The sequence below is a fragment of the Serratia sp. BIGb0234 genome (assembly GCF_024809915.1).
GTDB classification, from domain to species: Bacteria; Pseudomonadota; Gammaproteobacteria; order Enterobacterales; family Enterobacteriaceae; genus Serratia; species Serratia liquefaciens.
In genome coordinates this window covers 962,005-986,746 of record NZ_JANUEI010000001.1, presented here as the reverse complement: position 1 = coordinate 986,746, position 24,742 = coordinate 962,005, and the positions used below count along the sequence as shown (strand labels likewise).

29 protein-coding genes and 2 tRNA genes are annotated in these 24,742 nt (G+C 54.8%); 10 read left to right on the top strand and 21 right to left on the bottom strand.

Going from position 1 to position 24,742, the window contains the following annotated elements:
- The first annotated feature begins 249 nt into the window (after positions 1–249).
- The 4 genes from M2407_RS04890 to M2407_RS04875 all read left to right on the top strand — a co-directional run bounded on the left by M2407_RS04890 (position 250) and on the right by M2407_RS04875 (position 3,802).
- Positions 250–1,092 (top strand): class I fructose-bisphosphate aldolase, encoded by an 843-nt coding sequence (locus M2407_RS04890; RefSeq protein ID WP_198639757.1) that lies wholly within the window; start codon positions 250–252, stop codon positions 1,090–1,092.
- A gap of 122 nt (positions 1,093–1,214) precedes the next feature.
- Positions 1,215–2,816 (top strand): sensor histidine kinase, encoded by a 1,602-nt coding sequence (locus tag M2407_RS04885; protein ID WP_259216881.1) that lies wholly within the window; start codon positions 1,215–1,217, stop codon positions 2,814–2,816.
- 3 nt (positions 2,817–2,819) lie between these two features.
- Positions 2,820–3,533, top strand: coding sequence for a two-component system response regulator DcuR (dcuR, locus tag M2407_RS04880; RefSeq protein WP_048760591.1), 714 nt, complete (start codon positions 2,820–2,822; stop codon positions 3,531–3,533).
- 116 nt (positions 3,534–3,649) lie between these two features.
- Positions 3,650–3,802 carry a hypothetical protein gene (locus M2407_RS04875; protein ID WP_236591356.1) on the top strand — a complete coding sequence of 51 codons (153 nt, stop codon included), beginning with the start codon at positions 3,650–3,652 and terminating at the stop codon, positions 3,800–3,802.
- Here M2407_RS04875 and M2407_RS04870 read toward each other — a convergent pair.
- The 7 genes from M2407_RS04870 to fabV form a co-directional block, all read right to left on the bottom strand.
- Complete coding sequence (locus M2407_RS04870; RefSeq protein WP_259216869.1) at positions 3,799–4,158, bottom strand: hypothetical protein; 360 nt, start codon at positions 4,156–4,158, stop codon at positions 3,799–3,801. The genes M2407_RS04875 and M2407_RS04870 overlap by 4 nt on opposite strands.
- A gap of 42 nt (positions 4,159–4,200) precedes the next feature.
- Entirely contained in the window at positions 4,201–4,491 is a 291-nt protein-coding gene (locus M2407_RS04865; protein ID WP_259216867.1) for a hypothetical protein, read from the bottom strand.
- Between the two features lie 45 nt (positions 4,492–4,536).
- The gene (locus M2407_RS04860) at positions 4,537–4,857 is read right to left on the bottom strand and encodes a hypothetical protein (protein ID WP_122078622.1); all 321 of its coding nucleotides are present in this window, start codon (positions 4,855–4,857) and stop codon (positions 4,537–4,539) included.
- Between the two features lie 177 nt (positions 4,858–5,034).
- Positions 5,035–5,259: a hypothetical protein gene (locus tag M2407_RS04855; RefSeq protein ID WP_130015553.1), complete on the bottom strand. Its 225-nt coding sequence runs from the start codon at positions 5,257–5,259 to the stop codon at positions 5,035–5,037.
- A gap of 220 nt (positions 5,260–5,479) precedes the next feature.
- A complete protein-coding gene (locus tag M2407_RS04850) occupies positions 5,480–5,695 on the bottom strand; it encodes a helix-turn-helix transcriptional regulator (protein ID WP_041415317.1) in 216 nt (71 codons plus the stop codon).
- Positions 5,696–5,702: 7 nt separating this feature from the next.
- Positions 5,703–6,266 (bottom strand): DUF2975 domain-containing protein, encoded by a 564-nt coding sequence (locus tag M2407_RS04845; protein WP_046373855.1) that lies wholly within the window; start codon positions 6,264–6,266, stop codon positions 5,703–5,705.
- 142 nt (positions 6,267–6,408) lie between these two features.
- The gene (gene fabV, locus M2407_RS04840) at positions 6,409–7,608 is read right to left on the bottom strand and encodes an enoyl-ACP reductase FabV (protein ID WP_020826387.1); all 1,200 of its coding nucleotides are present in this window, start codon (positions 7,606–7,608) and stop codon (positions 6,409–6,411) included.
- 148 nt (positions 7,609–7,756) lie between these two features.
- On the opposite strand from fabV, the gene M2407_RS04835 reads away from it, so the two are divergent.
- Positions 7,757–8,668 (top strand): aminoglycoside phosphotransferase family protein, encoded by a 912-nt coding sequence (locus M2407_RS04835; protein ID WP_238387444.1) that lies wholly within the window; start codon positions 7,757–7,759, stop codon positions 8,666–8,668.
- Positions 8,669–8,711: 43 nt separating this feature from the next.
- Here the strand turns inward: M2407_RS04835 and M2407_RS04830 are convergent, their stop codons facing one another.
- Positions 8,712–9,062, bottom strand: coding sequence for a DUF4377 domain-containing protein (locus M2407_RS04830; RefSeq protein WP_041415315.1), 351 nt, complete (start codon positions 9,060–9,062; stop codon positions 8,712–8,714).
- 311 nt (positions 9,063–9,373) lie between these two features.
- Between M2407_RS04830 and M2407_RS04825 the strand changes: the two genes are divergently transcribed.
- Entirely contained in the window at positions 9,374–9,910 is a 537-nt protein-coding gene (locus M2407_RS04825; RefSeq protein ID WP_259216865.1) for a DUF4136 domain-containing protein, read from the top strand.
- A gap of 499 nt (positions 9,911–10,409) precedes the next feature.
- On the opposite strand, the gene M2407_RS04820 is transcribed toward M2407_RS04825, so the two are convergent.
- The 4 genes from M2407_RS04820 to ftnA form a co-directional block, all read right to left on the bottom strand.
- Positions 10,410–10,751, bottom strand: a complete 342-nt coding sequence (locus M2407_RS04820; protein WP_020826380.1) for a YebY family protein — start codon at positions 10,749–10,751, stop codon at positions 10,410–10,412.
- Between the two features lie 69 nt (positions 10,752–10,820).
- Positions 10,821–11,702: a copper homeostasis membrane protein CopD gene (gene copD / locus M2407_RS04815; RefSeq protein WP_259216864.1), complete on the bottom strand. Its 882-nt coding sequence runs from the start codon at positions 11,700–11,702 to the stop codon at positions 10,821–10,823.
- 3 nt (positions 11,703–11,705) lie between these two features.
- Positions 11,706–12,089 carry a CopC domain-containing protein YobA gene (gene yobA, locus M2407_RS04810; RefSeq protein WP_116690738.1) on the bottom strand — a complete coding sequence of 128 codons (384 nt, stop codon included), beginning with the start codon at positions 12,087–12,089 and terminating at the stop codon, positions 11,706–11,708.
- 315 nt (positions 12,090–12,404) lie between these two features.
- Entirely contained in the window at positions 12,405–12,923 is a 519-nt protein-coding gene (gene ftnA, locus M2407_RS04805) for a non-heme ferritin (RefSeq protein WP_020826377.1), read from the bottom strand.
- A 373-nt stretch (positions 12,924–13,296) separates the two neighbouring features.
- Between ftnA and M2407_RS04800 the strand changes: the two genes are divergently transcribed.
- Positions 13,297–13,527 (top strand): DNA polymerase III subunit theta, encoded by a 231-nt coding sequence (locus M2407_RS04800; RefSeq protein WP_020826376.1) that lies wholly within the window; start codon positions 13,297–13,299, stop codon positions 13,525–13,527.
- Between the two features lie 30 nt (positions 13,528–13,557).
- Here the strand turns inward: M2407_RS04800 and pip are convergent, their stop codons facing one another.
- Together pip and dksA are read right to left on the bottom strand one after the other, a co-directional pair.
- Positions 13,558–14,511, bottom strand: a complete 954-nt coding sequence (gene pip, locus M2407_RS04795) for a prolyl aminopeptidase (RefSeq protein WP_020826375.1) — start codon at positions 14,509–14,511, stop codon at positions 13,558–13,560.
- Positions 14,512–14,683: 172 nt separating this feature from the next.
- Positions 14,684–15,109 carry an RNA polymerase-binding protein DksA gene (gene dksA / locus M2407_RS04790; protein WP_020826374.1) on the bottom strand — a complete coding sequence of 142 codons (426 nt, stop codon included), beginning with the start codon at positions 15,107–15,109 and terminating at the stop codon, positions 14,684–14,686.
- A 438-nt stretch (positions 15,110–15,547) separates the two neighbouring features.
- On the opposite strand from dksA, the gene exoX reads away from it, so the two are divergent.
- The gene (exoX, locus tag M2407_RS04785; protein ID WP_020826373.1) at positions 15,548–16,216 is read left to right on the top strand and encodes an exodeoxyribonuclease X; all 669 of its coding nucleotides are present in this window, start codon (positions 15,548–15,550) and stop codon (positions 16,214–16,216) included.
- 34 nt (positions 16,217–16,250) lie between these two features.
- Here the strand turns inward: exoX and M2407_RS04780 are convergent, their stop codons facing one another.
- The 6 genes from M2407_RS04780 to M2407_RS04755 all read right to left on the bottom strand — a co-directional run bounded on the left by M2407_RS04780 (position 16,251) and on the right by M2407_RS04755 (position 23,198).
- Positions 16,251–18,284, bottom strand: a complete 2,034-nt coding sequence (locus tag M2407_RS04780) for a S9 family peptidase (protein WP_128864258.1) — start codon at positions 18,282–18,284, stop codon at positions 16,251–16,253.
- Between the two features lie 68 nt (positions 18,285–18,352).
- A complete protein-coding gene (locus M2407_RS04775; protein ID WP_020826371.1) occupies positions 18,353–19,006 on the bottom strand; it encodes a tellurite resistance TerB family protein in 654 nt (217 codons plus the stop codon).
- A gap of 183 nt (positions 19,007–19,189) precedes the next feature.
- Positions 19,190–19,777 carry a molecular chaperone gene (locus M2407_RS04770; protein ID WP_020826370.1) on the bottom strand — a complete coding sequence of 196 codons (588 nt, stop codon included), beginning with the start codon at positions 19,775–19,777 and terminating at the stop codon, positions 19,190–19,192.
- Positions 19,778–19,819: 42 nt separating this feature from the next.
- Positions 19,820–20,557 (bottom strand): phosphatase, encoded by a 738-nt coding sequence (locus tag M2407_RS04765; protein ID WP_259216862.1) that lies wholly within the window; start codon positions 20,555–20,557, stop codon positions 19,820–19,822.
- An 87-nt stretch (positions 20,558–20,644) separates the two neighbouring features.
- Entirely contained in the window at positions 20,645–21,586 is a 942-nt protein-coding gene (ghrA, locus tag M2407_RS04760; RefSeq protein WP_259216861.1) for a glyoxylate/hydroxypyruvate reductase GhrA, read from the bottom strand.
- Between the two features lie 127 nt (positions 21,587–21,713).
- A complete protein-coding gene (locus M2407_RS04755) occupies positions 21,714–23,198 on the bottom strand; it encodes a peptide MFS transporter (protein ID WP_259216860.1) in 1,485 nt (494 codons plus the stop codon).
- Positions 23,199–23,629: 431 nt separating this feature from the next.
- Between M2407_RS04755 and M2407_RS04750 the strand changes: the two genes are divergently transcribed.
- Both M2407_RS04750 and M2407_RS04745 read left to right on the top strand, forming a co-directional pair.
- Positions 23,630–23,719 (top strand) — tRNA-Ser (locus tag M2407_RS04750).
- Positions 23,720–24,111: 392 nt separating this feature from the next.
- Positions 24,112–24,201, top strand: a tRNA-Ser gene (locus M2407_RS04745).
- Positions 24,202–24,359: 158 nt separating this feature from the next.
- Here M2407_RS04745 and M2407_RS04740 read toward each other — a convergent pair.
- Complete coding sequence (locus tag M2407_RS04740) at positions 24,360–24,716, bottom strand: helix-turn-helix domain-containing protein (RefSeq protein WP_122078607.1); 357 nt, start codon at positions 24,714–24,716, stop codon at positions 24,360–24,362.
- Positions 24,717–24,742: the final 26 nt, after the last annotated feature.

The following is a 24,742-nucleotide window of genomic DNA, read 5'->3' as shown; positions in this document are numbered from 1 at the left end:
AGCGAAACATGCGTTTTGGAATAACCAAGTAACAAAAACATGACACGGATCTAACAAATGGCGCAAAAGCCATCAGCGTACGCGTTCCTTTAGTGCGTTCAGCGACGAGAAACGATCTGCCGTGATGAAAAAACGCGAGGAGTTCTCTCAGTAAATATGCGAGCGAGCGCGCAGTTTGTGGATCCACGGTTTCATCCCGCGGTTTACTCGACAATACTGAATGGACATGTGTTTTCAGGAGGATCTGACATGCAGCTCAGCAGTAAGGTACGGATGAACCGGCTATTCAATAACGGCAAGTGCCTCGACGTGGCGATTGATCACGGCATTGCCAATGAACCGGATTTTTTAATCGGTCTGGAAGATATTGAACGGGTCATGAATAGCCTGATCGTCGCCCGCCCCGACGCCATTCAGGTGAACTACGGCCAGGCGGATTTGCTGCAATGCTCGACGCAACGCGATAAACCGGCCCTGGTGATGCGTACCGACGTCGGCAACGCTTATAACGCTGCGCGTCACCGTGAAATGTGGGCGGTGTTGCATAATCCGGAAGCGCCGATCCTCGCCGCGCTGCAGATGGATGCCGCGGCCGTGGTGGTGAATCTGTACCTGATCCCCGATGAACCGGGCATTTTCCGCCAGTGCGTGGAAAACATCGGCCGCCTGCGCCATGCCTGCGATCGCTATGGCATGCCGCTGATGGTCGAACCGCTGGTTATGGCGCCGGCCGGTCAAGGATCGGCTTACGGCTCATTGGGCGACGTCGAAAAAATGGTGCCGCTGGTGCGCTTGGCGCGTGAACTGGGCGCCGACATCATCAAAGCCGACCCTACCGAACGGGTGGAAGACTTCCACCGCGTCGTTGAAGCGGCGCGTTGCCCAACGCTGGTCCGCGGCGGCGGTAAAGGTGAACTGGGCGCGGTGCTGGAGAAATCTGCGGGGCTGATGGCACAGGGCGCATCCGGCATGGTGTACGGCCGCAATGTGTATCAACACGATAATCCGTCAAAAGTGGTGCGCGCGCTGATGGCGATCATCCATCAGGGGGCCAGCGGCCAACAAGGGCTGGAAATCTATCATCAACCCTGATCCCGGCTTTTGTAATTAAAATAATCCCTCCCCCGGCGGCAGCATGTTATAACCTGCTGCCGGTCGCTGCCCCGCGCCCCATTCCCCGCTAAAATCCTGATACGCCCATTCGGAGAACCGCCATGCCCAAACAACGGATACCGCTGAAACTCAGCACCACCCTCACGCTGATGGTGTCTGCCATTATTGCTTCGGTACTGCTGGTGGTGTACGCGCTGTTTTTTGTGCAGATGAGTCACGAGGGGCAAGATCAGCAGCGCCAAAAGGCGATGGCAATTGCCGAAACGGTGGCGCTTTCCGGTAACGTCGTTGACGGCCTGCAGCGGGAAGATCACAGTGGCGCGATCCAGCGCTTCGCCGAGCAGGTGCGACATCAAAACGAGCTGCTGTTCGTCACCGTGGTGGACATGAAAGGCATCCGCTACTCGCACCCTAAACCCTGGCTGATCGGCCAGCATTTTATCGGCGACGATTTAGAACCGGCCCTGCACGGGAAAACCAACAGCGCCATCAACCGTGGCGCGCTGGCGCCTTCACTGCGCGTCTTTGCACCGGTCTACGACAGCGAGCGCCGACAGATAGGGGTAGTGGCGCTGGGCATCGCTCTCGATACCGTCCACCGGGTGGTGGCAGAAAGCCGCTGGATTATCTATTTAACCCTCGCGTTCGCCGCGCTGGTTGGCACGCTGGGTACCTTCTTCCTGGTGAAAGCGCTTAAGCGCATCATGCTCGGTTTTGAACCCTACGAAATCTCCAACCTGTTTGAACAGCGCAACGCCATGCTGCAGTCGATTAAAGAAGGCGTCATCGCGGTCGATAACCAGTCACGTATCACCATTGTTAACGACGAGGCGAAACGCCTGCTGCGCCAAAGTGGCCCCTTCGAAAATCTGCTGCTGGAGTCCGCCAGTAAGTACTGGCCGGCCCAACTGCATCTGGCGGAGGTTTTGGCCAGCGGCAAACCGTTACGCGACCAGCAGATCAGTTTTAACGGCAGCGAGCTTTTGACCAATACCGTGCCGGTGATCGTCAAGGGCCAGGTGATTGGCGCCATCGCCACCTTCCGCGATAAAACCGAAATCAGCCAGTTAGTGCAGCGCCTGAGCGGTATGGCCCACTACGCCGACGCATTGCGCGTACAGTCGCACGAGTTTATGAACAAACTGCACGTGATCCTCGGCATGCTGCATATGAAGGCTTACCAGCAGTTGGAAAACTACATCATCAACACCGCCAGTAACTACCAGGAAGAGATCGGCGCGCTGCTACGAAAAATACAGTCGCCAGAGGTCGCCGGCTTCTTTATCGGCAAAATCAGCCGCGCCCATGAGGCCGGCATTGAGCTGACCATCGATGAGACCAGCCTGCTGCCGGAAACCGACGACGTGGAAACCACCCATGTGCTGATCAGCGTGCTGGGCAACCTGATTGAAAACGCCATTGACGCCATCGACGGCGTTGAGGGACACGAGATCAACCTGAGCTTTCATCACAATGAGAATCACTTACACTGTATAATCAGCGACGACGGCCCCGGCATCGATCCGGCTCTCGGCGCCCGTATCTTTGAGCAGGGTGTGTCCACCAAAGGGCCGGGACGCGGTATCGGCCTGGCGTTGATCCGCAGCAGCCTGGAAAAACTGGGCGGCAGCATTGATTTTGAATCTGAACCGGGTGTACTGACCCAGTTCTTTGTCCATATTCCCTATCAGGCCAAGGGCTGACCCATGATTAACGTATTGATTATTGATGACGACCCGATGGTAGCGGAGTTGAACAAATACTACCTCAGCCAGGTAAGCGGCTTTCACTGTCAGGCCACCGTCGCTACGCTGGCGCAGGCACGCGAGTTGCTGGCCGATACCGATGTCAGTATCGATCTGGTCCTGCTCGATATCTATATGCAGCAGGAGAATGGCCTGGATCTGCTGCCTGGCCTGCGCGAGCTGGGTGAAAAAACCGACGTCATTATCATTTCCTCCGCCAGCGACGTGGACACGGTGCAACGCGCCTTGCACTACGGCGTGGTGGATTATCTGATTAAACCCTTCCAGTTCGGCCGTTTCAAAGAGGCGCTGAGTAACTACCAGCAGCAGTCGCAGATCCTGGCACAGCGCGAATTCTCACAGGCCGATGTCGACAGCCTGCTGCGGCGTCAGCCCAACAGCAGCGAAGGCAAGAAACTGCCGAAAGGGTTAACCAGCATTACGCTGAGTACGGTATGCGAATGGATCGAACAGCAGCACGATGGGGAGTTTTCGACCGACAACCTGGCCAACGCTATCGGCATTTCGCGCGTATCCTGCCGTAAATACCTTATCTATCTGGCGGAAAGTGGCATTCTGGGCACCCGCATCCTGTACGGCACCACCGGCAGACCGGTCTATCTTTACCAGTTAAAGCCGGACGCGGTCGCCATGCTGAAAGAGTATTGCCGCTAGACGATGCCCCCTGGGGGCTCATCACGCATCATTGCGTCCAGGGGCCACTCTTTTAATCTCACTACCTTTGCAGAAAGGTGCGCAGCGCGGCGACAAAATCCTCTTGGCGCGCCACGTTGGACAGATGCACCACCGGTAACACCAGCAATTCGCCTGCTGCCAGTGAAATCCACGCCGTCTGGCCTCACAGCCGTTATTTACCGGCCAAAACGCGGGCGGCGATCGACATCCTGCTGGCGCAGATGCCAAGCCAGTTGCCAGGGAACTAAAGGTGGCGTTTGTGCCCGGGAAAATCCGTCATCCCGCGCGGCAGGTTGCACAATTTGCGGTATTCTTGTTTCCGCCTGCCACAAGGGTAGTGGTACTCGCCATACAGCGTTTTAAGCTGCTGCCGGTTGGCCTGCTCGGCGGCGGCGCGTTGCCGTTCCAATTCAAGCGCCTTCTCATTGGCCAACGCCACGCCCTCGGCACTCCATACTTTATGTTTTAACCCGCTGCGCTTTTGCTGGTACTCCTCAGAGATTTTGTTATCCACCGGCTGTGCGGCATGGTATTGCCAGTCAACCGACGCCTGCAATGAGAAGCAAGACCACTGCGCCACGCAGGCAAGAAAAATCCGTTTCACTGATAGACTCCCGATATTAAATTCACCTGTTGACTCACAACACTATCTTCTGGCTATGGCGCTCTTACCGACTAAAAACAGCGGCACAGGCGTTGCCCGACATACACGCGGCAACATCGCGGACTCCAGCGTTTTGCGCTCAAGACGTATCACGGCAAGACGCACCTGTTCCGAACGTATTTGCTCTACGTACCACAGATGTTGCAACAGCCCGTTAAACCGTAATCGGTAATCCACACTGCTTTCCCCCGTCTCGAAACCGGCGCGCTGAGCGTGCTTGTCGACAAACGAATAGCAACAAGAAGATGCCAACAGGGCGAGTGCCGCTGTCATCAAAGAGGTCAATTTCAAAAGCAAAAACTCCATTAGTGCATGAGGCTAGCAACCGTTGATAAGCAGCAGTTGTTCTTCGCGCGGCAATGCCGATGGATGCGGTTCACTCGCGGCGGCAGCCTTGCCCCTCTGCCCTTTGCAGGCTTTACGCTGAGCCAGCGTATTGTCTTCACTTTGCGTCGATATCAGAGGTCGCTGTTTCTCGTTGCCCATCTCGTCCCAGAAGTCATGAGCCACCTCTTTGAGTTTCTTGCGAAACAGCACCGAAGAGACGCCTTCATGCTCCCGCTCATAACGCGCGGCGGCAGCCTGCTGGCACCAGGGCAACAATAGACATATGAAAATAACGGGGATGCCTTTTTCCACAATAAACTCCTGTAATAAGACCCATAATGGCGCTCATTCCCATTAAATAATGAAAAGCACTTATTGCTGTTAAGATAAACAACGCGAGAAGAACAACATATTACCTGGCAAAGCGTAAACCTTAATTAAATGAGTGCCATTGGGTTTTTAATTCGCAGGATAAATATATTTAGTGAATTAGCGATCCCACAATGTTGACCAATCGATGGTTCCACCGATACTCGGCCCTCTCTCGTTAAGCACCGCAGAAGCCGACTCTCCCGCGCTGATGCGCTGCCGTTGCTCACGTGTCGCCGGCTTTGGCTGTTCCCAGCCAGGGCTTGAAGACGAAAAGCCGGGTTGAATATTGCTGCAACCGCTTAGCATGATTAACAATACCGGGATCCCTTGGTGAAATTTCATATATCCTCCTTTAAAATAAACGCTATCGTTAGCAACGCTAAATAAAAAATGACTTTTTTTAGTTTAATAACCCCCCTTCAAACGCGAGCAACGTCAAAACGACCTTATTAATTTTAAATAAGGTGACTAATGATTTAATTGACAATAAAAAGGCTTACAGTACCGACGATAATAATTAATCAATATATTGACGATATGGCGCGCAAAGCACGCCACCGCGCTAGTCTTGGTTATCCGGTTGCCAGGCCAGGAGATCGCCAGGCTGGCAATCGAGGATCCGGCAGATTTTATCTAACGTCTCCAGCCTGACGCCCTTCACCTTGCCGTTCTTCAGCAGGGACAGATTTTGTTCGGTGATCCCCACCTGTTCCGCCAGTTCCTTCGAACGCATCTTCCTTTTGGCCAACATGACATCAAGACTTACTATTATCGCCACTCTATTCTCACACGAAAGAAAGCTGTTCTTCATTCAGCCGCAACGCTTCCAGGAACACCCGGCTAAACACCAGGATTGCGCAGCCTACGATCAGCGAGCGTACCGATTCGCTGTTGATACCATAATAAATTATTAGCAGCATTTTTTCATTGGCCGTCAGTATCATCACCTGCAACATCCCGGCCAGCGAGGGGAAAAGCACATCGACAATCAGCAGGATACCGATGATCTGTAACAGCAGCATATTGTTGCGGTGCCAAACGTTGCCGCGATAGAACTGGTAAAACAGCCCGGCGCCGCACAGTAATGCGCTGTAATAAGGCACGTAGGCGAACATGTCCAACAACAGGGTGGCCACTAAAGCCCAGCGTTGCTGCGGAACGGCATAGGCGTTCAGTTCTGGGTAATAGTCACGGTAGGACGCCACGATACTGTCGAACGCCTCGCCCTGCACCCAACCCTGAACAATCATAAACATCTCCACGCCGGTGCTGACAATCAGCATCGTCATGATCAACAAACACAAGCAACGTACATAAAGCGGAAGGTGGATCCGTGGCGCAGCGCCCATAGCGATTTCATCCTTAAAAACAGCAATAAGTTATCGTAAAACGATAACTTATTGTTGTCAACGATCAACTGGACTGATGAGCGGCTGGGTGACAGGCGTAAAAAAGGCCGGAAACCCGGCCTTTTCTCAATGCTCGATGGATTTAGACCAGCTCAATCACATCAAACTTAACTTCACCGCTGAGGTCGGCTTCGTAATCAACGCCTTGCAGACCAAAACCGAACAGACGCAGGAACTCGGCCTTGTAGCCCAGGTAATCGGTCAGTTCGTTGATGTTGCTGTCGTCGATTTGTGCCCAGATTTCACGGCAGGTGTTCTGCACGTCGTCGCGCAGTTCCCAGTCGTCCAGACGCAGACGGTGCTTCTCATCGGTATCCGGTGCGGTGCCGCTGTACAGCTTGGTGGCGAACAGACGTTGGATCTGCTCGATACAGCCCTCGTGGATCCCCTGCGCTTTCATGATTTTGAAAACGATAGAGATATACAGCGGCATGACCGGGATAGCGGAGGAAGCCTGAGTCACTACCGACTTCAGTACGGCAACGTAAGCCGCGCCGCCTTTGGCCTTCAGTTTCTGATCGATGGCCTGCGCCGCGCGATCCAGGTCTTCTTTGGCTTTGCCCAGCGTACCGTGCCAGTAGATTGGCCAGGTCAGATCGGTACCAATGTAGGAGTAAGCGACTGCCTGCACGTTGTCCGCCAGCACGCCGGCTTCTTCCAGTGCGTCCATCCACAGCTGCCAGTCCTGGCCGCCCATCACTTTGACGGTATCGGCAATTTCCTGCTCGTTGGCCGGTTCAACCACGGCTTCAACCAGCACGTCTTTGTTGGTGTCGAGCGCCACGGATTTGTACGGTTCGCCGATAGGTTTCAGCGCAGAGCGCACCACCTCACCGGTTTCCGGCATTTTACGCACCGGCGAAGCCAGTGAGTAAACCACCATGTCGATCTGGCCTAGATCCTGTTTGATCAGGTCAATGACCGTTTGGCGGCATTCGTTGGAGAACGCATCGCCGTTAACGCTTTTCGCGTACAGGCCTTCTTCTTTAGCTGCCTTGTCAAAACCGGCAGAGTTATACCAACCGGCAGAACCGGTTTTGCCTTCGCTGCCCGGCTTTTCAAAAAATACGCCGATAGTGGCCGCACCGCTACCGAAAGCGGCATTGATACGTGACGCCAGGCCGTAACCGGTGGAAGCACCGATCACCAGCACTTTTTTCGGCCCGTTTTTCAGTTCGCCACGTGATTTAACGTAGGCGATTTGCTCACGGACATTGGCTTCACAACCTGCCGGGTGAGCGGTAGTGCAGATAAAACCACGAATTTTAGGTTTGATAATCATAGTAATTTTTTCTTGGTAGCTAAAAACCGAAGGACAATATACCTGATTTTATCAATATACTTAAGCTGGGTGCATGGCAGATTTGCAACAAGCCCAGTGAGCAGACCAGTCTCACTCGTTAAATCTCAGCCTTGAAGGAAGTGCGCACGTGAGTTTTATCGCCAAATTACACGCCGACGAAGTGGATATTGATCTCAACCTGGTGACTTCCATGCTCACCGACCAGTTTCCACAGTGGGCGGCGCTGGCGATAGCGCCGGTCGCTATTGCCGGTACCGATAACGTGATGCTGCGGCTGGGCGACGAGCTCTATATTCGTCTGCCGCGCACGCCGTCTGCAGCGGCGGCGCTTGAGCGGGAAAACCGTTACCCGGCGTTGCTAGCCCGTTATCTGCCGGTCCCGGTTCCCGTTCCGCTGGCGCAAGGTCAGCCGCAAGCAGGCTACCCTTTCAACTGGTGCGTAGGCCGTTGGATCCAGGGGCAAATGCCGGTTTGCGGCGAAGGCAGCCATGGGCTGGCGCAACAGCTGGGGGAATTTGTCCACGCACTGCATACCATCCCTGTTACCGAGCCTGAGCTGCAAAAGAGCCTGACCTCCTATCGTGGCGGCCCGCTTGGCGCCAGAGACACCCTCACCCGCAACGCGATAGCGCAATGTGGTGACTATCTCGATACGGACATTCTGCTGCACGTATGGGAAACCGTTAGCCAGATACAGGAGCACAACGCTACCCCATGCTGGATCCACACCGATATCCAGCCGGGCAACCTGTTGGTCAACGAAGGTAAGTTAGCGGCGGTGATCGACTGGGGCGGTATGGCGATTGGCGATCCGGCGGTGGATTTGATTGTCGCGTGGAATTTATTGAGTCAGGACAACCGCGAGGATTTTAAACGCGCCGTGGATACCGATAAAGCCACCTGGCTGCGTGGCCGTGCCTGGGCATTGTCGATTGGCGTGATTGCGTATGCGTATTACGTTGAAAAAGAGCCTGCGTTGGCGCGGACTTCGCGCTATCAGATTGAGCAGGTAGCGGCGGACGTTGGGTTATCGCTTTGAGGTTATCAGGTCAGGACATTCAGCCCTGACCTGCATACGGCTATCAGACTTTGTTCTTTTCCAACTGCTCAACCAGCGTATAGCGCAGTGAAGAAGCGTCTGCCGGGACGTTTTCCAGTTCGGTCACTTTAACCTTCAGGCGGTAGCGGTAACCGGGCTCGAAGGTAAACCCTTCGATCTGGCTGTAAAACATTTCCCACTGCCCCTGCACAGAGTGGCGAACCTGCATGCATTTCATTGGGGCAACGCCCATGCAATCTACCAGCGCGCTGTTAACCAGCAACACTTCCGTATGATCTCCGTCTTTATTCACGGGTTGGCTCACTTTCGCTCCCTCCTGGCTGCAGCCGGCGAGGCCGACTAAGGCGATAAATAACAACGCTTTGATTTTCAACGTAATGCACCATTGAGACTTTAGGTGGGCCGATAGTAACAAAGCCACTGCCACCGCGGCCAGCAGCATGTTCTTAATTTTCAGTGAACGAGCCGAAACTCCGGCGAATCGCTACAGGTTTGGGTATCCGCGACCTGAATCGCCTGATGGCACATCCCTACGGAACAAAAATACGCCCGCTATTTCTGGCGCGGCCACTACGGGTTTTTCTAGTTCATACGGTACACACAACCCGCCCCTGCCAACCAGATTTGCCAAGCTCACCTTCTGGGGCTAAGTTTATGAAACTAATAATCCTACAGGGGTTTTCTATGCGTTCGCTTTCTTGCCTTTTGCTCGCAAGTTTCTTGGCTTTATTGTCGGGCTGCGCCAACCAGCCGCAGGTGACCAGCGACTATGACCACAGCACCAATTTTGGCCAATACCATACCTACGGCTTTGCTACAGAGGCCGAGGGGCAGTACTTAACGCTGACGGGTAAATATATTCATAGCGCCATAGCGCAACAGATGGAGCAGCGCGGCTATAAGCTGAGCGCATCCCCAGACCTGTTGGTTTACAGCAGCGCAATGAAACAAAACAAAGTGCAGGTGAATGACTCCCCCGCGCCGATTGGCCGTTGGGGCTACGCCGGCTGGGGCGGATACAATCAAACACTGTGGGCCTACACCGAAGGCACCCTGACGGTAGATCTGGTGGACAGCAAGAAGAAACAGCTGGTCTGGCGCGGAACCGCCAGCGACACGCTAAACTCAAACGCGCAACCTGCCAGCCAGGCGCAGCTTCAACAGGCGGTAGCCGCGCTGTTTGCCGCTTATCCCTTCCGGGCGGGAGCTGCAAACCGCTGATGGTTTTGAATCATTAACAGGAAAGTTTAGCCACCCGCGCAAGCCCTATTTCAGCCAATAGGGCTTGATGTATCTGTTGCACTGTTAAGCTGACAGATCACCACGTTATCCCCCCAATACCTCTCGTCCCCCTCGTAGCAATCTTGCAGAAAAACGATCTTTCCTTTGCAGCGCGTTTTGTTACCGGAATTTGAGTCTGGGGAAAGCAGGGGTTGCAGCTTATTTTTCTAATTGCAGAAAATTAACTGATAAATCAAACACAAAAAAAGACCGAATACGATTCCTATATTCGGTCTAGGGAAATGGCTCTTGGGAGAGAGCCGTGCGCTAAAAGTTGGCATTTTGTGCAAGGCTTGTTCAGCCATGCACTTTAAGAGTAGCTTACCGCGCTATTTTTGCCAGCCAGCCGCACGGCCGGTGATAGTTTCATTACGGAATTAATTTCGTGCAATTTTCCATCACCGGTTAACCTCGCACTAAGCCATTGGGGGATAAGCGATTAGTTCGCGCAGAGCTTCTCGGCGCGTTCGCGGTACGGCTCAACACTCATCTTATGGCCCGGATTGGCGGCGTCATCGAGCAGGATCACGTCCAGCGGTTGAGCGCGTTGCTGCCCTGCTTTCACCTGCGCTTCTGCGGCCGCGTTAAGCGGGTACTGCATTAGCGTGCTGTTGTTGAGCACGAACAACGCACCGCCGCTGCGGCACTGCAGCGTCACTTCTTCTTTGGTGAACGCCCACTGCTTGCCGTATTCCAGCTTGGTGATGTTCACCAGTTGGTCTGCTGCCAAAGCACCGGTCGCGGTTGCCAGCAGCGTCATGCCAAGTAATACCGATTTCATGTTATGGCCTTAGGGTTGCTATTTGATTCAATTTTCCCGCAGTTTGGGGGCATCCGGCAAGCCGGAATGTTATACCGGCGCATAGGTTGCAAATATACTGACCAACAGCAGCACCACCGCCCCTAACCCCAACTCCGCCCAGCAGGCAAGCACCAGCCCGCGCTGCGCCAGCCGTGGCATGCTGCTCATCGCCGGGACGACGGCGTAGCGGTTGGCTAATGCCACCATAACCATCAGCGCCACCAGCGCGGTTTTAAACAGCAGCAGGCGTTGGTACGGAGAATCTACGTCCAACGGCCAACTGCCGAGAATGATCAAACTGTTGATTAAGCCGGTCAGCAGCACCAGCGCTACCGCCAGGTGTCCCCAGCGCGAGAAGCGTATCAATGTGGTCACCGCGTCGCTGCGCCACTGCGTTTGGGCCAGATAGCGCAAACAGACCAGCAGCGGCAACAGGCTGCCAAACCAGTACCCTGCCGCCAGCAGGTGCAGCGCGTGATTGAAACGATGCAGTGCGCCAAGCCCCCCACCATGCATCGCCGCATGGCCGATAAACGCCATGCTGACCAACAGCAATGTGGAAAGCAGCGCCAGCAGTTGTGTACGACGTGGCTCGGCGAGCCACAGGCTCAGCAATGCCAGCATTGAAATGCCCAGGTGCCAGCGCCAAACCTCGCCAAAGGTGGTGCCCAGTACCGCCCACCACACGTCCAGCCGCCAGGTATCTGCCCAGCCGTCCCCCATCTGCCCGGCCTGAATAGCCAGCAACGCAATAGCGGAAAGCCCGGCAAGCCAGGTGCAAGAGACCAACAAAGGACGCACATCACGGGTGAGATACGGAGAAAGGCGCTGCGGCGACAATAAGGCGGTGAATAAGCTGGAGCCAAACATCAGCATCACCGCCGCAAAGTGCACAAAGCGACACAGGACAAACAGGGTCGCCAGACTCATGGGTCAGTTTACGGTGAAGCTGTATTGGCCCTTGGTTTTATGACCGTCGACCGACACCACATGCCAGCTGACGTTATATTTGCCTGCCACCAGATCGCCTTCGATAGGCAGATTGACCTGGGTATTGTTGTTCGCATCGAGCTGCAGCTTGCCGGTTTTCACTTCGGCGTTGTCTGGGCCGGTGATTTTAATGCCGCTGAAGTTGGGCTCAATACCCTCGGAGAAATTGAGCGTCAGCACCTTGGGTGCCGGACTCACGCTGGCATCTGCCGCCGGCGTTTCAACTTTTAAATGGGCATGCGCCAGTGCCTGCTGTGAGGACAGCCCGACAAACAGCACAAAAATAGTGGAAAGCAGGCGATAAGAAGTCCGAATTTTACCGATCACAGTGATATCCCTTAAAGCAATAATCGAGGGTGATAAGGAGCCAGGCTAACCGCCAGGGCGATGTATCAGCAGCCCAACCCACCGCAGATGATTGCGCCACGGGTAAACAGAATTATGGGAGTAACCCCCTGTTTTGACTCTCAACCTTCCCTGTAGCGTATCGCGTCAAATGATAACGAGTGTCATTATGCAAGTCGAGCAGAACGCTGGCATTTTGCGATCCAGTAGCACATATCGCTGTAAAACCGCGATAAATGCAGGGCATAAAAAAACCGCGCACCGGCCAACGCCGACACGCGGTTTTCTACAAAAGGATTAGGCCTGGCCGTTACCGTTTTCGCCGGCCGCACCCATTTTCTTCAGATCTTTATCAATGAAGAACAGGGCATTGCCGCTGTTGCCCACCAGCGCCAGTTTATCCAGTACGGATTTGAACAGCTTCTCTTCTTCGTGCTGCTCGGCAACATACCACTGCAGGAAGTTGAAGGTTGAATAGTCATGAGCGGTCATTGCCGCGTGCGCCAGTTCATTAATCTGGCGGGTGATCAGTTGCTCATGTTCGTACGTCTGTTGGAACACCTCTGCCAGGGAACCAAACTCAACCGGCGGCGCGGCGATGGTGCCCAGCAGCGGCAGTGCACCGGTATCACTGAGGTATTCGAACAGGCGCTGCATGTGCTGCATCTCTTCCTGAGAGTGTTCTTTAAGGAATGCCGCGGCACCTTCAAAGCCTTTATCGCTGCACCAGGCACTCATTTGCAGATACAGGTTGGCAGAGTAGAACTCCAGGTTCAGTTGCTCATTCAGCTTTTTGGTCATTTCAGGCGTCAGCATAATCATTCCTTTATTTTGCAGGTATCAACTTAATTTTTCCGCATTATGCCCTGACGAAAACAAAATAAACACACCTGATTTACATCATCGATGATTTAATTTTAAATTAAAACAAAATCAAATAGTTATAAAAAACACCAATTATTCATTTAAATAATTATGATAACTATTTCCATCTGTAAATTTAATCAAAAAGCGAATCATTCTTATTTAAAATAATAAATGAATTGCATTGCTGAACGAATAATAAATAACCTTTCCCGTTACCGGTTATTGGTGACCTTCGCCCCCCTGCGCGCTTCAGGCTTGCCAAGCGCCGCCGGGTGGATTACCTTCTGCGCTGATCCAATGCGGTAACAGTAAGGAGAATACGGTGGGTTACAATTTGGCAGAGCTTTCCAAAGAAGAGATGGACAAAGTGAACGTTGATCTCGCAGCTTCCGGCGTGGCGTTCAAAGAGCGCTATAACATGCCGGTGATCCCCGAAATGGTTGAGCGTGAACAGCCCGAACACCTGCGTGATTATTTCCGCGAACGCGTGGCGCACTACCGTGCCGAATCGCACAAGTATTCGCGCCTGCCTTACGAACCGAAATCCAAATAATAAAAGCCCGCCGTAGTGGCGGGCTCGGTGTCATTTGCCGGCAAATTTGTCGGTCGCCAGCATTAACTGGTGCAGGATGCCGGGCTCATCGAATGAGTGTCCGGCCCCCTCGACAATATGCAGCTCCGCCTCCGGCCAAGCCTTCGCCAGATCCCAGGCGTTTTGTACCTGGCAAGCCATATCGTAACGGCCATGGATGATCACCGCCGGAATATGACGGATCAGCGGAACGTTGCGCAGCAGTTGATCGTCGCTGTCCAGGAAGCCCAGATGAGTAAAGTAGTGGTTTTCGATACGGGCGAACGCCAGCGCGAAATCGTCCTCGCCAAAAGAAGCTGACTCGCTGCTGGGCAGCAAGGTCACCGTCTCCCCTTCCCACACGCTCCACAGTTTGGCCGCTTCCAGCTGCACCTGCGGATCCGTTGAGGTCAGGCGCTGGCGGTAAGAAGCAATCACGTCCTTGCGTTCTTCCTCTGAAAGAATCGACAACACACGTTCCCACTTCTCCGGGAAGAAGCGTGAAGCGCCGTCCTGATAGTACCAATGCAGCTCCTGCTTACGCAGGGTAAAGATGCCGCGCAGCACCATTTCACTGACGCGCTGCGGATGAGTCTGTGCGTAGGCCAACGCCAACGTTGAGCCCCAGGAGCCGCCAAACACCAGCCACTGATCGACACCGGCCATTTCGCGCAGCCGTTCGATGTCCTGCACCAGGTGCCAGGTGGTGTTGTTGTCCAGGCTGGCATGCGGCTTGGAACGGCCACAGCCACGCTGATCGAACAGCAATACCTTGTAGCGCTGCGGATCGAACAGTTGCCGGTGGTAAGGGGAAATACCGCCCCCCGGCCCACCGTGAATAAAGACTGCCGGTTTACCGTTCGGGTTACCGCTCAGTTCCCAGTAGATCCGGTGGCCATCCCCGGTGTCCAGCCAACCGCTGTCATATGCTGCTAACGGCGGGTACAAACCTCGTAATTGTTCCATGGCGCTTCCGTCTCTCTGTGGGTCATACCCTCATCAAAGCCGAAGCCACTCATTTGGTCAACGGTAAATCCTGAAAACTCCTACGCTCCCCAACAAGTTAAGGTTCGTTTGCTTAAAATGAATACGACTTGCCGGCAAAATACCGGCTGGCCGTTGGGAGCCAGCCGTAGAATCAACCTCGCTTACGCAGATGCGGTTCGCGCATTTCCTGCGCGGTTTTGGCCTCAATGCTCAGTTCCGCCGTTGGCCGCAACAGCAAGCGCGCCAGGCCAATAGGCTCTCCGCTTTCACGGCAATAACCATAGTCGCCGTTATACAAACGCGTCAGCGCCGCGCTGATTTTCGGCAGCAAACGGCTTTCGCGATCCAACTGGCGAAACAGCAATCGCAAGTCTTCTTCACGCGCGGCCTTGTCCGCTTCGTCACCTGAAACTTCACCGCTGTCGATATCCCGCTTCAACGCATCGATGTGCTGCAGCAGTTTTTGCTGCTCTTCCAGCAAGCGCTGGCGAAAAAAGGCCCGCTGCGCCGGGTTCATGTAGTCAGACTCCGGCATGGCCAGGAGCTGTTGCTGGTTTAACATGGAAACGACTGTCATGGCGCTCTCCGGTTAGGATTTAATTGTTATATTATAACATATCAAATATTTTCAGCAGCCTTTCCTGAAAAACAAAATTCAACCTATAAACAATCGATTAACTAAAACACCTGCTTTCATGCTTGCATCCGACAGGCGTAAGGGGGTTAATGGCTGAGCAACCCACCCAACCATAGGTAACTGAGAGGCCATCATGAGTAAGGGAATGGATAGCAAAAAAAATGCGAAGAAGAAGCCGTTGAAAACCCCTGCTGAAAAACGCGCAGGCAAACGCGCCAAGAAAGGGCAAACGTCCGGCGAGTAAGCGAACTTCTAACCGTAGAGTTAAACCCGCCAAGGCGGGTTTTTTGTTGCCTGAAATAACGTCCCCGCTTTCAACGGTTGGCATTGGCGTAACGGCCCGTTAAGCTAAACCTGTACAGCCATCCTGAGGAAACCATGAATTTACGCGTAATAGACACTGAAACCTGCGGGCTGGAAGGCGGCGTGGTCGAAGTGGCCTCTGTCGATCTGATTGACGGGCAAATCACCAATCCCATGAGCGATTTGATCAGCCCTGACCGGCCAATTGGCATTGAAGCCATGGCTATTCACCACATTACCGAGCAGATGGTCGAAGGGAAACCGCGGATCGCGGTGGCGATCGGGCGTTATCTCGGCAGCCCCTACTATGTCGCTCACAATGCGGCTTTCGATCGCGGCGTACTGCCTGAAATGAACGGCGCCTGGATCTGCACCATGAAGCTGGCCCGTAACCTGTACCCGGACATCAAATACGGCAACCAATATCTGCGCTACGCGCTCAATCTGGATGTGCAATTGCCGCAGGACACGACGCTGTATCCGCACCGCGCATTGTATGACTGCTACGTGACCGCCGCGCTGCTGCAACGCATCATCAAGGATTCAGGCTGGACGCCGGAGCAAATGGCGCAAATCACCGAGCAGCCGGTGCTGTTGAAGAAGTTTAAGTTCGGAAAATACCGTGGGCAGGAAATTGATCGCATTGCGCAGGAAGATCCCGGCTATTTGCGCTGGATGCTGAAATCCATTGAAGATCTCAGCCCGGACATGAAACACACGCTGAAATACTATCTGATCGGCTGAATAAAGCGGGCAGCGCCAGCCGCCCGCCAGAAGGTTACTCCGCCAGCGCCAAAATAAAGGCGTACTCCAGCGCGATATCCTCGTAGGCCTTGAAACGCCCGGACTTGCCGCCGTGGCCGGAATCCATATCGGTATACAGCAGCAGTTGGCGGTCGTCAGTTTTCAACTCACGCAATTTTGCTACCCACTTGGCCGGTTCCCAATACTGTACCTGCGAGTCGTGCAGGCCGGTGGTGACCAGCATATGCGGGTAATCCTGCGCCTTGACCTGATCGTACGGGCTGTACTGCAAAATGTAGTCGTAATAAGCTCGTTCGTTCGGGTTGCCCCACTCGTCATATTCACCGGTGGTCAGTGGAATGGACTCGTCAAGCATGGTGGTGACAACGTCGACAAACGGCACTTGCGCCACGATGCCGTTGAACAGCTGTGGTGCCTGGTTAATCACCGCACCCATCAGCAAGCCGCCGGCGCTGCCACCCATGGCGAATACCCGTTTGGCATCGCCGTAGCCTTGATCAATCAAGGTTTCCGTCACGTCGATAAAGTCGTTGAAGGTATTTTGCTTGTTGAACAGCTTGCCGTCTTCGTACCACAGCTGCCCCAATTCGCCGCCGCCGCGAATGTGCGCCAGCGCAAAGACAAAACCGCGATCCAGCAGGCTCAAGCGGCTGGCGCTAAAGGCCGGATCCATGCTGCTGCCGTAGGAGCCGTAGCCATACACCATCAGCGGGTTGCTGCCGTGCACGAAGCTATCCGGGCGATAAACCAGCGAAACCGGCACCTCGACACCGTCGCGCGCCTTCACCCAGACTCGCTCGCTGCGGTAATTTTCCGGGGTAAAGTTTTTCACTTCCTGCTGTTTAAGCATCACACGTTCGCCGCTGTCGAGATTCAACTCATACAGCGTAGTGGGTGTGGTCATCGAGGAGTAACCATAGCGCAGCAGCTCGGTTTCCGGCTCCGGATTGTATGCCAGCCAGGTGGTGTAGGTCGGATCGTCGAAGGCAATGCGCTTCACTTCACCGCTCTGCCAGTGAATTTGTCGCAGTTGGGTCAACCCCTCGCTGCGTTCCTCTACCACCAGCCAATCGCGGAACAGGCTAAAGCCTTCCAGCATCACTTCCACGCGGGGAGCAATCAACGTCTGCCACTGCGCTTCGTCCGCCTGCTCGCTCTGATACAGGCCGAAGTTTTTGCCGTCCTTGTTGGAACGGATGTAGAAGTGCTGGTGATAGTGATCGATACCGTATTCATGATCCTTGCGACGCGGCACAAACATCTGCGGCGTGCTGTCGGCGCGATCGGCGTCCAGCAGCAGAATTTCCGAGGTGGTGGTGCTGCTCAGGTGGATCAGAATGAAACGTTCGGAGGTGGTTTTTTCCAACCCGACATAGAAGGTGTCATCCAGCTCTTCGTAGATCAATTCATCAAGCTGCGGATCGGTACCTACCACATGGCGATAAACCTGATACGGCAACAGCGTTTTAGCGTGTTTACGCACGTAATACACGGTGGCTGAATCATTGGCCCACTCGAAGTTGCCGGAGGTGTTTTCCAGCACTTCGTCGGTCCAGCTGTCGTCGCTGAGGTTTTTGAAACGAATGTCGTATTGGCGACGGGAGAGGAAATCCTCCGCTACCGCCAGCCGCTGGTTGTCGGGGCTGACTTCCAGCCCGCCAAGGGTATAAAACTCTCGCTGCTCGGCGCGCTGGTTGCCGTCGATCAGGGTGTCCCAATGTTCGCTTTCCGCCTGCGGCTGACGCACATAAATCGCGTATTCATTGCCCGGTTCGAAGCGCGTCTGATAGCGGTAGCCGTTTCTGACATAGGGGACTGAATGTTCCTGCTGAGGAATGCGCGCCACCATTTCTTCATACAGCGTTTCGCGCAGGGCCTGCTGTGGTTTCAGCGCCGCATCGGTGAAGGCGTTTTCCGCCTGCAGGTAGTCCAACACCTGCGGGTCTGCGCGATCGTCGTCGCGCAGCCAATAGTAGTCGTCCACACGCGTGTCGCCGTGAACCGTAATGGGATAAGGACGTTTTTCTGCCTTAGGGGGGGTCATCATTGTTAAATCATCCGCTTACCTTGATTAAGGCAAGAGTGACACGATTCCCCCCGGCTTGCCAAGCGGCGCTATGCCAGCTCGCGTTTTTTCTCGTTCACGTCGTTTTCTATGCCCTGCTTGACGTCCGCCGGGATCTTCAACGACTGCGCCAGGGCATCAAGATAGCCACGCTCCATAAAGTGATCCACGTCGATCACCATGCAGCTCAGGTAATATACCTCCAGCGCTTCGTCTTCATTCTTGACGCTCTGGGCGATCAAATCCGGGTTAAGCGGCTGGTCGATCGCCTCTTGCACCCATTTTTGCGCTTCTTCACCCACCTGCAGCTGTTCCAGGCTGTGGTCGATGGCGAGCTTTTCTTCCGCATCGATATGCCCGTCGCTTTTGGCGGCAAACACCAGCGCCTGCACCAGACGTTTGGCACGCAAGTCCACCGGCGTGGTCTGCAGGCCAAACTGCGGTTCGTTCTGGTGGGTTTCTTTCACCCGTTGTTTGTACTTATTCCACAGCACTGCACCAACCGCTGCGCTGCCGCCGATAATCAACGCATTCTTGCCGAATTTGCCGACCAGCTTGCGCGAAGACTTATTCGCCAGCAAAACGCCCACCAGGCCACCCAGCGCAGTCGGGGCCAGCAGCTTGCCGATACCTTCCGAACCGCCGATTGAACCGGCCTTTTGCCCAATCATCGATTGGATCTGCTGCATCCAGTTATTTTTCATGCTTTACCCTTTGCGTGAGGAAACAAGGCGTGCAGGCACAAAAAGGCCAGGCCGCCGGTAAAGCGTCAGATTAGGGGATTTTTTGTCAGTTTACGTATGGGGGATGAAAACCTGTGTAGCGGGGAACATTGATGGTGGGAAAAGGCCGACTTCGCCATCAGGCGCTAGCCGGCCACTAACGGATTAAGGCTGTTCGCCCTCTTCGCCCGGCTGGTCTTCTTCCTGTTCGTATTCCGCCAGTTCGTCACGCATTGCCTGAATCGACTCGCGAGCCAACAGCGCCAAAGTGCGGTAAAAACCGGTGGTGGCGTGAGCTTCTACTTTGCCGAGGAAACGGCCGCACCATGGCAGCAGATAGTCGTCAAACAGCGTGATTTGCGCCTGCGCTTCGTCTTCCTGAGACTGGTCTTCCAGCCAGGAGGCCGCCAGCAACAAAGAACCGAAATGATCGGCCGGCGCTTCTCCGAGCGGCATGCCGCGCTGCTGCAGGAAAGTACGCACTTCCGCTTCGGTTGCCCCTTCAACATAGGCCGAACGGAAAGGTGACACGCTGCATTCGCTGCCGACGAACATGGCGTTGAAGTCGCTGGACAGCAGGTTCACATCACAACCCTGCTGCAGGCGTACCAAGAGTTCGTCCTGTTCCAGCGGCCAGTGCTGTTGCAGCTTGCCTTCTTTGATCAGCGTAAACAGCGGCACCAGCAACGGATCCTGCGGCTGGCGATAAAACAGCGTACCCAGCACGCGGCAAACAACGGAAAACTCATTCATGATAATGCCTTATACAATACGGAAAAATTTGCCGGGACGATGTCACAAATCGGCCAATTCCGCAATCGCCGGCTTGCCGCGACGCTCGAGAAAATCGAGCAGGCGTCGTGGGCTCACGTTGAGAATACGCTCCTGCGGGAACTCCACCTCGGCAATGATGCGTTCGCAGTGCTCGAAACCGCCGAGCGAGAAAGCAATGTGTGAATCCGAGCCCAGCGCTAACCAGCCACCGGCATCACGCACCGCCGCGGCAATCGCCCGGCAATTATCCTCGCTGCCCTTGCGCGAATGGGTGAACGACGAATTGTTCAGTTCCAATGCCACGTCGTATTTGGCCGCGGCGGCAGCAACCGCCGCAATATCGATCGGATATCTTGGGTTGCCCGGGTGGCTGATTATGTGCACGTCACCTTGCGCCATCGCGGCGATCATCGCTTCGGTATTGGCCGCTTTATCCTGCGGTGCAAATACCGGCTCGTGGAAACCGGAAATAATCACGTCGATTTTATCCAGCATCGGGCCGGTGCAGTCGATATCGCCCTGCAGGTTTTTGATGTTGGCCTCGATACCACGCAATATGCCCACGCCGTCCACCAGACGTGGCCACACGTGCATGTTCATAAAGTGCCAATAATGCGGCGCATCGGCCATATCCGGGCCATGGTCGGTGATGGCGAACAGTTTGATGCCCTTTTGCTGGGCTTCGACGATGTAGTCATGCAGCGTACTGTAGGCATGGGTGCTGGCGACGGTGTGCATATGTAAATCAACGGGGTACATTACTTCTCCTTCTTGGCGGCCTGCCGTAAATACGGCGGCAGGCGCGGTTTATTATTCAATTAGCTTAGCAGGTGCATCACCGAAAGATCAGTAACCCAGTTGCACATCCACCACGCCGGCCGGTGTTTGGCCGGATTCAAGCGCACGGATGTTTGCCGCTATCTGATCCATCGCCGCTTCCGGCAAGGTGATGGCAGCAATATGCGGGGTAATGGTGACACGCGGATGACGCCAGAACGGATGCGCCTGTGGCAGCGGTTCCTCAACGAACACATCCAGCGTAGCGGCGGCGATTTGCCCCTGCTCCAGCGCCTGCAGTAAATCGTCCTCAACCAGATGCGCGCCACGCGCCAGATTGATCAGGTAAGCGCCAGGCGCCAGGTGCGCAAACAGTTGCTGATTGAGGATCCCGGCGGTTTCCGGCGTATTGGGCAGCAGGTTGATCAGCAATTGCACGCCATCGAGAAACGCGGCGCGTTGCTCTACATCGGCAAAACTCTGCACGCCGGCAATCTGTTTAGGGCTGCGGCTCCAGCAACGCACGTTGAAACCAAACTCCGCCAGTTTCAGCGCCACGCTTTTCCCCAACACCCCCGCCCCCAAAATGCCAATGGTGAAATTCTCCTGCTGATGGGGATCGAGCGGTTGCCACTTCTGCTGCTGTTGCAGCAACTGATATTCATCAAAACGGCGGAAATAACGCAGCACATAGCTAAGCGCATATTCCTGCATCTGTTGCGCCATGCCGGTGTCCTCAAGGCGCACCAGCGGAACGCCTGCCGGCAGAGTGCCGGGATGCTGGCGCTCTTGTTCCAGGATGGCATCAACGCCCGCACCGAGGGCAAAAACCCCTTTTAATTTGCCGCGATTCGCCAGCATCTCATAGGGCGGCCGCCACACCAGCGCATAATCCGCCGGACGATCGTCGCCAGGTTGCCAGGCACGTACCGTCGCCTGTGGCAGACGCTGCGACAGGCCTGTCAGCCAGTCCTGGGCGTTAAAGAAAGGGTGATAAAAAATGATGTTCATCTGTGCGGCTCCCGTCTGTTTTTATGCATTTGCATCCAGACTTCCGCGATTCGCCAACAGATGCAAGCGCTAAAGCTCAAAATGAAAACAGCCCCGACCAGTGGGGCTGTTTTTAGACCGTGGGATCTCAGGCTGCGGCAGGAGCGTCATGCCGGATAAGCCTGCGCAACAGCGGGATCAAAATCAGCATAACCACGCCAACGCCCGCAGCGCCCCAGCCCAGTACGCTGAACACCTCGCTGTAGCCAGGGTTAGTTTGCAACGGGGTACTGCCGCTGTTTTCCGGCATCAGGCCGGAGACATAGCCTGCCAGCACCGAAGCAACGCCGGTGACCATCATCCAGCAGCCCATCATGACGCCCTGATAACGCGGTGGCGCCAGTTTGCCGATCATCGCGTAACCGATAGGGGAAATCATCAGTTCGCCGATGCTCTGCAACACGTAACTGATCGCGATCCATTTGAACGCCACCAGCCCGTCGCCGCCGGCCAGGTTAATGCCCAACGGCAACACCAGCATGCCCAACCCGATGCAAAACAGCGAACCAGAGAACTGCATCGGAATATCGATATTGCAGCCGCGAGCGCGCAGGTGATTGAACCACCAGGCCATCAGCGGGCCACCCACCACGATCACCAGCGTATTGATGTTCTGGATCCACTGCGGCGCCACCTGAATGCCATAAACGTTCAGATTGATATTGTGCTCGGAGAACAGCATCAGCCCCATTGGGGCCAGCTGATACAGCGCCCAAAACACCAGAGAGCCTAATGCCAGGATCAGGTAAGCCGTCATCCGGCGACGTTCGTCACGTGGGTGGTGGCGCAACGTCACCACGCATAACATCAGGAAAATCAGTACTCCGAGGCCAATCACGAAGTGGCCGCTGAATTCGGCATGGGTCAGCATCACGCGGATAATGGGCACCAGCGCCACCAACACTGCCAGCCCGACCAGCATGCGCCAGCGGTATTGCGAACGGCTGGCATCGTGCAGTGGGGTGTTGAGATCGGCCAGAATGCGCCAGCGGCTGACGGCGACGATGATCGCCGCGGCATTGCCCAACGTGGCGAACAGGAACAGAGCGCGGTAGTTTTCGGTCAGTTGGAAATAGCCGGCCACGGTGAATCCGACAAAGAACCCCAGGTTCATCCCGGCGTAGTTCCACAAAAAGGCCGATTCACGCCGATCGTCATCCGGTTTAAAGCGCTGGGTCAGCATCATATTAATGCAGGTGACGTTCAGCCCGCTGCCGGTCAGGAACATCGCCAGCCCCCAATAAAGCCCCCAAACGCCCGCAACGGCGATCAATGCACAACCGATCACCTGCAGCACCATGCCCAGCACGAACAGGTTGCGGTTGCTGAGGAAGCGCCCGCCCAGGTAACCGCCAAACATATGCAAACCGTAGTTGAACGCACCAAATACGCCCATCATGGCGTTGGCGCTGCCTTCGCTGAAGCCCAGGCGCTTGGTGGCGTAGAGCACCAGCGTGGAATACAGCACGGCAAAACCCAGGGTGGCAAAGATTTGGATAAAGAACAGTGCCCCGGCGCCCGGGGGGATGGCATGGCGCTGCGGCGCTGCCGTTGTGGAGTCCGATGGAGTCAAAATGAACCTCTACTGCATTATTATTTAATAGGTCAGTCCCTGTCTGCGTTATCGCCGGCGTCTTGCCCGGCAACCTGCGCGGCGATGTGATATTCCTTGCCAAAACCGCCGTGCCTGCACCAATCTATTTAGCGACACATATGACTAATAATCCAGTATTAATGCATATAACTGCACCATAGATAATCCCACTGCTGATATATTGAGCTAACCAACACCAAAATGTACAAATATTAGCCTGCAAGGTAATTTAGCCCCATGAGGGTCCAGCGGATGTGTGTTCCGCGGTGGTCGATTGCTCGGGAAATCAGCAAATTGCTGCAAGTTTAGCTAAACAGTCATGGTTATGTCACAAGAGGGTTGACGCTGGGATCAGATTCTCCTACATTAGCGCCCGTCGACAGCGCAACGCGTTGGCGATGAAGTAAAACGGTGAGGTGTCTGAGTGGCTGAAGGAGCACGCCTGGAAAGTGTGTATACGCGAAAGTGTATCGAGGGTTCGAACCCCTCTCTCACCGCCATATTTTAAAGAGAAAGCCTGGATTCGCGTCCAGGCTTTTTTGCTTTTATAAAGCAGGATCCGAGAGGGTAAGAACCCTCGACAGGGTTTGACAAAACGCTACGTGTTTTGGACCGCCAAAGGCGGCCCGCAGGGTGAGCGCAGCGAATCAAGCCCTCTCTCACCGCCATCTTTTAAAGAGAAAGCCTGAACGCAAGTTCAGGCTTTTTTGTTGCCTGCGGCGCAGGAAACGCCCTGGCGAAACTGCCTGTGCGTGCGGTTCGCCGTAGTTTTCAGCAAAGCGAACACAGGTTAACCGGACGCGTCGAAACCAAGAAATTCTGCTTGACCGGATCGCCCTCTCTCCCTATAGTAGCGCCCCGTTGCACCAGTGAGTACGCAACAACAAAATACGGTGAGGTGTCTGAGTGGCTGAAGGAGCACGCCTGGAAAGTGTGTATACGCGAAAGTGTATCGAGGGTTCGAACCCCTCCCTCACCGCCATATTTTAAAGAGAAAGTCTGGATTAACCTCCAGACTTTTTTTTTGCATCTCATACCGACCGGGAGGCTGAACGCAGCGAATCAAACCCTCCCTCACCGCCCTATTTGACGAGAAAGCCTGAACGCGAGTTCAGGCTTTTTTGCTGTCTGCAATCCGCCTCAGTGCGGTCGGTTGGCCGTCATGTGCGGCTGCATTCCACCTCGGCGCCAGTCACCCGGGGTTTGGCCGTAATGGCGTTTAAAACTGCGATTGAAGGACTGTTGCGAATCGAAGCCGAGTGAGATCGCCACGCTGACGATCGGCTCGCCGCTGTTGGCCAGGCGCTCGGCTGAAAGCCTCAGCTTCTGCATACGAATATACTCCCCCAGCGCGTAGCCGGTCTGGCGCTTGAACATACGCTGCAGGTGCCATTTGGAATACCCCGCGCGCCCCGCCACGGTGTTGATATCCAGCTTCTCTTCCAGATTGTTGTCAATCCACTCAATCAAATCAGTAATAAAGCCCGTGCTATTCATGCTGACGCTCCCATGACGTTGGCAGG

What these genes read in the sequence shown, in the direction of transcription:
- M2407_RS04890 (WP_198639757.1), top strand. Translation starts at nt 250, where the DNA reads ATGCAGCTCAGCAGTAAGGTACGGATGAACCGGCTATTCAATAACGGC.
- M2407_RS04885 (WP_259216881.1), top strand. Translation starts at nt 1,215, where the DNA reads ATGCCCAAACAACGGATACCGCTGAAACTCAGCACCACCCTCACGCTG.
- dcuR (WP_048760591.1), top strand. Translation starts at nt 2,820, where the DNA reads ATGATTAACGTATTGATTATTGATGACGACCCGATGGTAGCGGAGTTG.
- M2407_RS04865 (WP_259216867.1), bottom strand. Translation starts at nt 4,491, where the DNA reads ATGACAGCGGCACTCGCCCTGTTGGCATCTTCTTGTTGCTATTCGTTT.
- M2407_RS04855 (WP_130015553.1), bottom strand. Translation starts at nt 5,259, where the DNA reads ATGAAATTTCACCAAGGGATCCCGGTATTGTTAATCATGCTAAGCGGT.
- M2407_RS04845 (WP_046373855.1), bottom strand. Translation starts at nt 6,266, where the DNA reads ATGGGCGCTGCGCCACGGATCCACCTTCCGCTTTATGTACGTTGCTTG.
- fabV (WP_020826387.1), bottom strand. Translation starts at nt 7,608, where the DNA reads ATGATTATCAAACCTAAAATTCGTGGTTTTATCTGCACTACCGCTCAC.
- M2407_RS04825 (WP_259216865.1), top strand. Translation starts at nt 9,374, where the DNA reads ATGCGTTCGCTTTCTTGCCTTTTGCTCGCAAGTTTCTTGGCTTTATTG.
- M2407_RS04820 (WP_020826380.1), bottom strand. Translation starts at nt 10,751, where the DNA reads ATGAAATCGGTATTACTTGGCATGACGCTGCTGGCAACCGCGACCGGT.
- copD (WP_259216864.1), bottom strand. Translation starts at nt 11,702, where the DNA reads ATGAGTCTGGCGACCCTGTTTGTCCTGTGTCGCTTTGTGCACTTTGCG.
- ftnA (WP_020826377.1), bottom strand. Translation starts at nt 12,923, where the DNA reads ATGCTGACGCCTGAAATGACCAAAAAGCTGAATGAGCAACTGAACCTG.
- pip (WP_020826375.1), bottom strand. Translation starts at nt 14,511, where the DNA reads ATGGAACAATTACGAGGTTTGTACCCGCCGTTAGCAGCATATGACAGC.
- dksA (WP_020826374.1), bottom strand. Translation starts at nt 15,109, where the DNA reads ATGACAGTCGTTTCCATGTTAAACCAGCAACAGCTCCTGGCCATGCCG.
- exoX (WP_020826373.1), top strand. Translation starts at nt 15,548, where the DNA reads ATGAATTTACGCGTAATAGACACTGAAACCTGCGGGCTGGAAGGCGGC.
- M2407_RS04780 (WP_128864258.1), bottom strand. Translation starts at nt 18,284, where the DNA reads ATGATGACCCCCCCTAAGGCAGAAAAACGTCCTTATCCCATTACGGTT.
- M2407_RS04775 (WP_020826371.1), bottom strand. Translation starts at nt 19,006, where the DNA reads ATGAAAAATAACTGGATGCAGCAGATCCAATCGATGATTGGGCAAAAG.
- M2407_RS04770 (WP_020826370.1), bottom strand. Translation starts at nt 19,777, where the DNA reads ATGAATGAGTTTTCCGTTGTTTGCCGCGTGCTGGGTACGCTGTTTTAT.
- M2407_RS04765 (WP_259216862.1), bottom strand. Translation starts at nt 20,557, where the DNA reads ATGTACCCCGTTGATTTACATATGCACACCGTCGCCAGCACCCATGCC.
- ghrA (WP_259216861.1), bottom strand. Translation starts at nt 21,586, where the DNA reads ATGAACATCATTTTTTATCACCCTTTCTTTAACGCCCAGGACTGGCTG.
- M2407_RS04740 (WP_122078607.1), bottom strand. Translation starts at nt 24,716, where the DNA reads ATGAATAGCACGGGCTTTATTACTGATTTGATTGAGTGGATTGACAAC.